Consider the following 5,321-nt stretch of genomic DNA (forward strand, 5'->3'; position numbering starts at 1 on the left):
CTGTTCACCGACCTGGCTGTCGATGCCAACGGCATCATCACGGCCGTCGACAGCCAGTCCGGCGTCATCTACCAGTATGATGGCGACGGCGAGATTCTGTTCGCTTTTGGCGGCAAGGACGAAGGCTTCCGTAAGCTGGGGCTGCTGGATCAGCCGAAGGCAATCGCTGTCGACTCGGGCGGCAAGCTGTATGTCGCGGACAGCGGCGCCGATGTCGTGTACGTGTACAAGCCGTCCGATTTTGCGCTTAAGGTGCTGGCGGCGAAGCGGCTGACGCAAGACGGCAAGTATCGCGAGAGCGAAAGCCTCTGGAGCGAGGTGCTAGAGCTGAACAGCAAGTACGATATGGCCCATTTGGGGATCGGCAAGTCATACTACAGTCAAGGGTTATGGGCGCAGTCGCTGGCGTATTTCAAGGCGGCCAATGCAGCGGCCGATTATTCCAAGGCGTTTTGGCAGGTGCGGCTCAATTATATGCAGCGCCACTTCGGCACGATTGTGCTCGCGCTGACAGGCCTGCTCGTGGGGGTATGGGCGGTGCGGCGGCTGCTGAGACGCCGCATCGTCTCGGCGCTCGGCCACTGGGGCGATAGGGCGGCGGTACGCCAGCTCAGAGGGGTGTTCCGGCTCATGAAGCATCCGGTCGATGGCTTCGGCGAGCTGCGCTTCAATCGTCGCGCCGGGCTGATCGCCTCCGGCTGCTTGCTGGCGCTGCTCTATGTCGCGCTTATCGCCTCGGAGCTGCTGCGCAGCTTTATCTTTCATCCGCGCCAGATCAATGAGGTCAATCCGCTCGTCACGCTGCTGGTGCTGGTCGTCGCATTCGGGACGTGGGTCGTGTGTAATTATCTCATCAGCTCGATCTTCCAGGGGCAGGGCAAGTTCGTGGACGTGGTGATCGGCAGCAGCTATACGCTGGCGCCTTATGCCTTGCTGATCCTGCCGTTGACGATCGTCTCTAACGGGCTGACGCTGGGCGAGCAGGCGATTTACAGCTTTATGAACATCGGGCTCCTCTGCTGGACGGGGTTCCTGCTCATCGTCTGCGTCAAGGAGATTCATAATTTCGATCTGGGCGAGGCGCTGCGCAATATCGTGCTGACGGTGCTGTTTGCCGCCGCCGTATGGGTGCTGCTGTTTATTTTCTTCGGCATGAATGTGCAGTTGTTCGACTTTATAACCCAGGTGATGGAGGAGCTGAAGTTCCGTGCGTAGATATAGCAATAAGAAGCTGGCCCTGGGAGCGCTCCTCCTGGCCGTCGTGATCCTGGCGATCCTCGCGCTGCTCCCCGGCAGAGAGCAAGGGAGCGAGCTGCCCTCGCTCGCCGACAGCGTCGCTCCAAGGCAGACCGCTCCTGCCGGTTCGCCGCTCTCGATGGGGAGCGTGTTTGGATCAGTTACCGAGAATGACCGGCTGGCGCTGGCTGTGAATAGCCAAGGGCAGCTGCGGGTGAGCGAGCGGGGCAGCGGGTATGCCTGGTACAGCAATCCGCAGCAGGAGGCGATGGCGCTCGAGCAGGTTCAGGGGTACTGGCGCCGCGCGCTCGAATCGCCGTTTATCGTCGAGTATCTCGATCTGACAGGCATCGCTACGGAGGTCATCTCGGCGAGTGCGGCCGATCTGGACACCAAGGTAACCTTCCACGAGCTGGACGGAGGGGTCGAGATCGCGTACGACCTGCAAAAGATCGACCTGCAATTTTCGTACCTGCTCCGGCTGACGGACGAGTATCTGGAGGTGACGATCCCGGATGACCGGATCCGCGAGTCGGGCAATGCCCGGCTGGTCCGCCTGTGGGCGCTGCCGATGTTCGGGGCGCTGCAGGGTGCGAGCCATACCGGCTATATGTTCGTGCCGGACGGGATCGGCGCGCTTATCCCGTTCGACCCGACGACCTCGTATTCGATCCAGTACGCATCGGGCCCGATCTACGAGGAGGATGTGCTGTATCCGGTATTCGGGATGGCCAGCGGCGAGCATGGCTTCGTCGGCATCATCGACGAGGGCGAGTATACGGCCCGCGTCGTGGCGACGCCGGGCGGCATGTACACCACCTTCAACTGGGTGACGTCGCCCTTCGTCTATCGGCAGGACTACTTCAAGCTGACCAGCCTGTTCGGAGAGGGGTTCCAGATGTTCCAGGAGGCGAGGACGCGCGAGGACAGACGGCTCCGCTATTATCTGCTCTCCGGCGACGAGGCGGACTATGCCGGCATGGCCGGCGTCTATCGTCGCTACCTGATGGAGGCCAAGGGGCTGGATCGCCAGACGCAGCCGGCCTATCCGCTCGACCTGTACGTCATGGGCGGCGACCGCGAGAAGGCTTTGCTCGGCAGAAGGCAGGTGCCGGTGACGACCTTCGCGCAGGCGAGCGAGATGGTACGCGCGCTGAGCGAGGCAGGGACGGGGCCGATCGATGTGACCTACAAGGGATGGGAGCATAAGGGCTACCTCCAGGCTACGCCGGAGCGTCTGCCGCCGAGCGCGCAGCTCGGAGGGGCGGACGGGCTTGCCGCGCTGGCGGAAGCCGTGCACGCGCGAGACGGCAAGCTGTATCTGGGCGATAACTTCGCGACGGCGTACAGCACCGGCAGCGGCTTCGAGCCGAAGCGCGATGCGATCCGGGACTACAACGGCAAGGTCGTCTCGGAGGGACTGGAGCTGGGCGTAACGGAATATACGCCGAAGCCTTACTTGTCCTGGCGCTACATGAGAGACAGTCTCGACGAATATCGCGAGCTCGGCGCGGACGGCATCTATCATGAAGGGCTGGGCGAGCGTCTGCAGGCCGACGAGACGCTGGAGGCGCCTCTCTCGCGGCGGGAGACGGCAGCGGTGTACGGCGCGATGCTGGCAGAGACCGCCGAGCGTCTGGGCGCGGCGAGAGTCGAGCACGGCCATGCGTATACGCTGCCGTATGCCGACCATATCGGCAGCTTGCCGTTCGACACGAGCTACGACAGACTTGCGAGCGTCAAGGTGCCGTTCTATCCGATCGCGCTCCATGGACTCGTATCCTACGCCGGCATCCCGATCAACGTGCAGGAAGAGGCGCAGACCGCCTTCCTGCAGACGCTCGAATACGGCGCGTTGCCGTCGTACTTGCTCACCTACGACGATCCTGCCCGACTGAAGCATACGCTCAGCGACGGGATCTACAGCAGCGAGTTCCGGATCTGGCAGGAGCGAGTACAGCAACAGTACGCCGAGCTGAAGGCGGCGCTCGAGCCGCTAGCGAGTCAGTTTATCGTCGATCACCGGCAGCTCGCGCCGGGCGTGTACGAGACGATATATGAGGACGGGACGCGGATCGTAGTCAACTATACGGGACGGCTGCACACAGCGGGTACGCTTGCGGTCGGTCCCGGCGATTATGCCGTGGCGAAGGGGGACGGGGCATGAAGAGGAGCACGCGCGGCAAGCTGTCCATTAACGGTCGCGAGGCGCTGACCGGGTATCTGTTTATCGCGCCTTGGCTGATCGGACTCGGGATCTTCGTCGCCTATCCGCTGCTGTTTACGATCTATATGAGCTTCAACGATGTTCGTATTACGAATCTGGGTTTGCAGATGAACTGGGTCGGCTTTGAGAACATGACGCATGCGTTTTTGAAGGACAACCAGTTCCCGATTATTTTGGTCGAGGAAATCGTAAGGATGCTCATTGCGATCCCGCTTATTATTTTATTTGCCTTGTTTGTCTCGGTGCTGCTGCATGTGAGGTTTCCGGGGAGAAGCGTGTTCCGGGCATTTTTCTTCCTGCCGGTTATTTTCTCTACGGGTACGGTGCTCAATCAGTTGTTTTTCCAGGGAGCGGGCGGGCTGACGATCCTGGAGCAGTACAACATCGCCGGGTTCATCCTGACGAACTTTCCGAAGGCGCTTGCCGATCCGCTCATCCAGGTGCTGGACATGCTGGTCATTATATTGTGGTACTCCGGCGTGCAGGTGCTCATGTTCCTGATCGGCTTCCAGACGATCGGCTCTCAGGTGTACGAGGCGGCGCGCATCGACGGCTCGACGGCGTGGATGACGCTCTGGAAGATTACGCTGCCCGGATTGGCGCCGTTTATTTTGCTCAATACGATTTTTACGATCGTCGACATGTCGACCTTTCCGTTCAGCGGCGTCATGGCTTATATCGTGGGCAGCATGAATACGGCGGGCTTCGGTTACATTAGCGCCATTGCGCTTATCTACTTCATCCTTATCTTTGTACTCATCCTGCTCGTGCTCGCCGTATTCCGGAGAGCCAGCCGCAACCGAAGGAGGGGGTGACATGCCCAGATGGCTGAGAACGGCCCAAAGCGCGCTGCTCGGCAACGGGGAGAAGCTGGGCGTCTTGAAGGTGCTGCTCATTTACTTCGTGCTGATCAACATCGTGTTTCTCTATCTGAATCCGCTGCTCCATATGCTCTCCACGATGGTGAAGAGCACGGCGGATCTGCTCGATCCGACGGTGAGGTGGATTCCGCGCTCGATCGACCTGACGTTCCTGCGGCAGGCGTGGTTCGGCATCCGCTTCCCCGAGACCTTCGCCAACAGTATGCTCATCGCCGGGCTCGGCGCGATCTTCCACGTCGTCTCTTGCTCTGTGGCGGGCTACGGCTTCGCCAGGTTCAGATTTCCGGGGCGCAGCGTGCTGTTCGGCGTCCTTATCGTCTGCTTCCTGGTGCCGCCAGCGACGCTGACGCTGCCGTTATACATCCTGTTCAGCAAGCTCGGGCTGCTCGGCTCGCCCGCAGCGATCGTGCTGCCGGCGCTGTTCGGACACGGCATTCGCGGGACGCTGTTCGTCATCCTGTTTCGCCAGTTTTTCCTTACGGTGCCCAAGGCTTATGAGGAGGCGGCGCATCTCGACGGCGCAGGACCGCTGCGTATCTTCCTCAAGCTGATGCTGCCGATGGCCAAGCCGGCGATCATCGTCGTCTTTATCTTCTCCTTCGTCTGGCACTGGAACGAGACGTATCTGACCGGGCTGTTCCTGCGGGGCGAGTTCACGCCGCTTTCCTTTGCGCTCGACAGTCTCTATCAGGACCTGGAGCGGATGTACAGCAGCGGAGGGTATGTCAACAACGAATCGATGAAGATGGCCGCGAGCTTTTATGTCATTTTGCCGCCTATGCTGCTCTACCTGATTGTCCAGAAATGGTTTATGAGGGGCGTTGAGAGGTCGGGTATTGTCGAGTGAGGGCTAGTAGGGGCGCTCCCGAATACACGTTACTTGCGTGGCGTTGCGAGGAGAGGGGGCTTCCGATCGCTGTTGTCCCCGGATTTCCTGATTGTCTCATAGCAGAAGCTGTTGAAATCCGGGGACAGCG

The 5,321-nt window shown here is 60.5% G+C and carries 4 protein-coding genes; all 4 read left to right on the forward strand.

Going from position 1 to position 5,321, the window contains the following annotated elements:
• The coding region (locus tag PA598K_RS20065) for a YIP1 family protein (protein WP_185602122.1) at nucleotides 1–1,215 on the forward strand (1,215 nt) is incomplete at its 5' end.
• On the forward strand, nucleotides 1,208–3,403 hold the full coding sequence (locus tag PA598K_RS20070; RefSeq protein WP_128658671.1) for a DUF5696 domain-containing protein: 2,196 nt from the start codon (nucleotides 1,208–1,210) through the stop codon (nucleotides 3,401–3,403). The genes PA598K_RS20065 and PA598K_RS20070, both read left to right, overlap by 8 nt.
• Entirely contained in the window at nucleotides 3,400–4,278 is an 879-nt protein-coding gene (locus PA598K_RS20075) for a carbohydrate ABC transporter permease (RefSeq protein WP_128658672.1), read from the forward strand. Before PA598K_RS20070 ends, PA598K_RS20075 begins: the two co-directional genes overlap by 4 nt.
• A 1-nt stretch (nucleotide 4,279) precedes the next feature.
• On the forward strand, nucleotides 4,280–5,191 hold the full coding sequence (locus PA598K_RS20080) for a carbohydrate ABC transporter permease (RefSeq protein WP_128658673.1): 912 nt from the start codon (nucleotides 4,280–4,282) through the stop codon (nucleotides 5,189–5,191).
• The last annotated feature ends 130 nt before the right edge of the window (nucleotides 5,192–5,321 follow it).

This window comes from Paenibacillus sp. 598K, assembly GCF_003851045.1.
Classification (GTDB): domain Bacteria; phylum Bacillota; class Bacilli; order Paenibacillales; family Paenibacillaceae; genus Paenibacillus_D.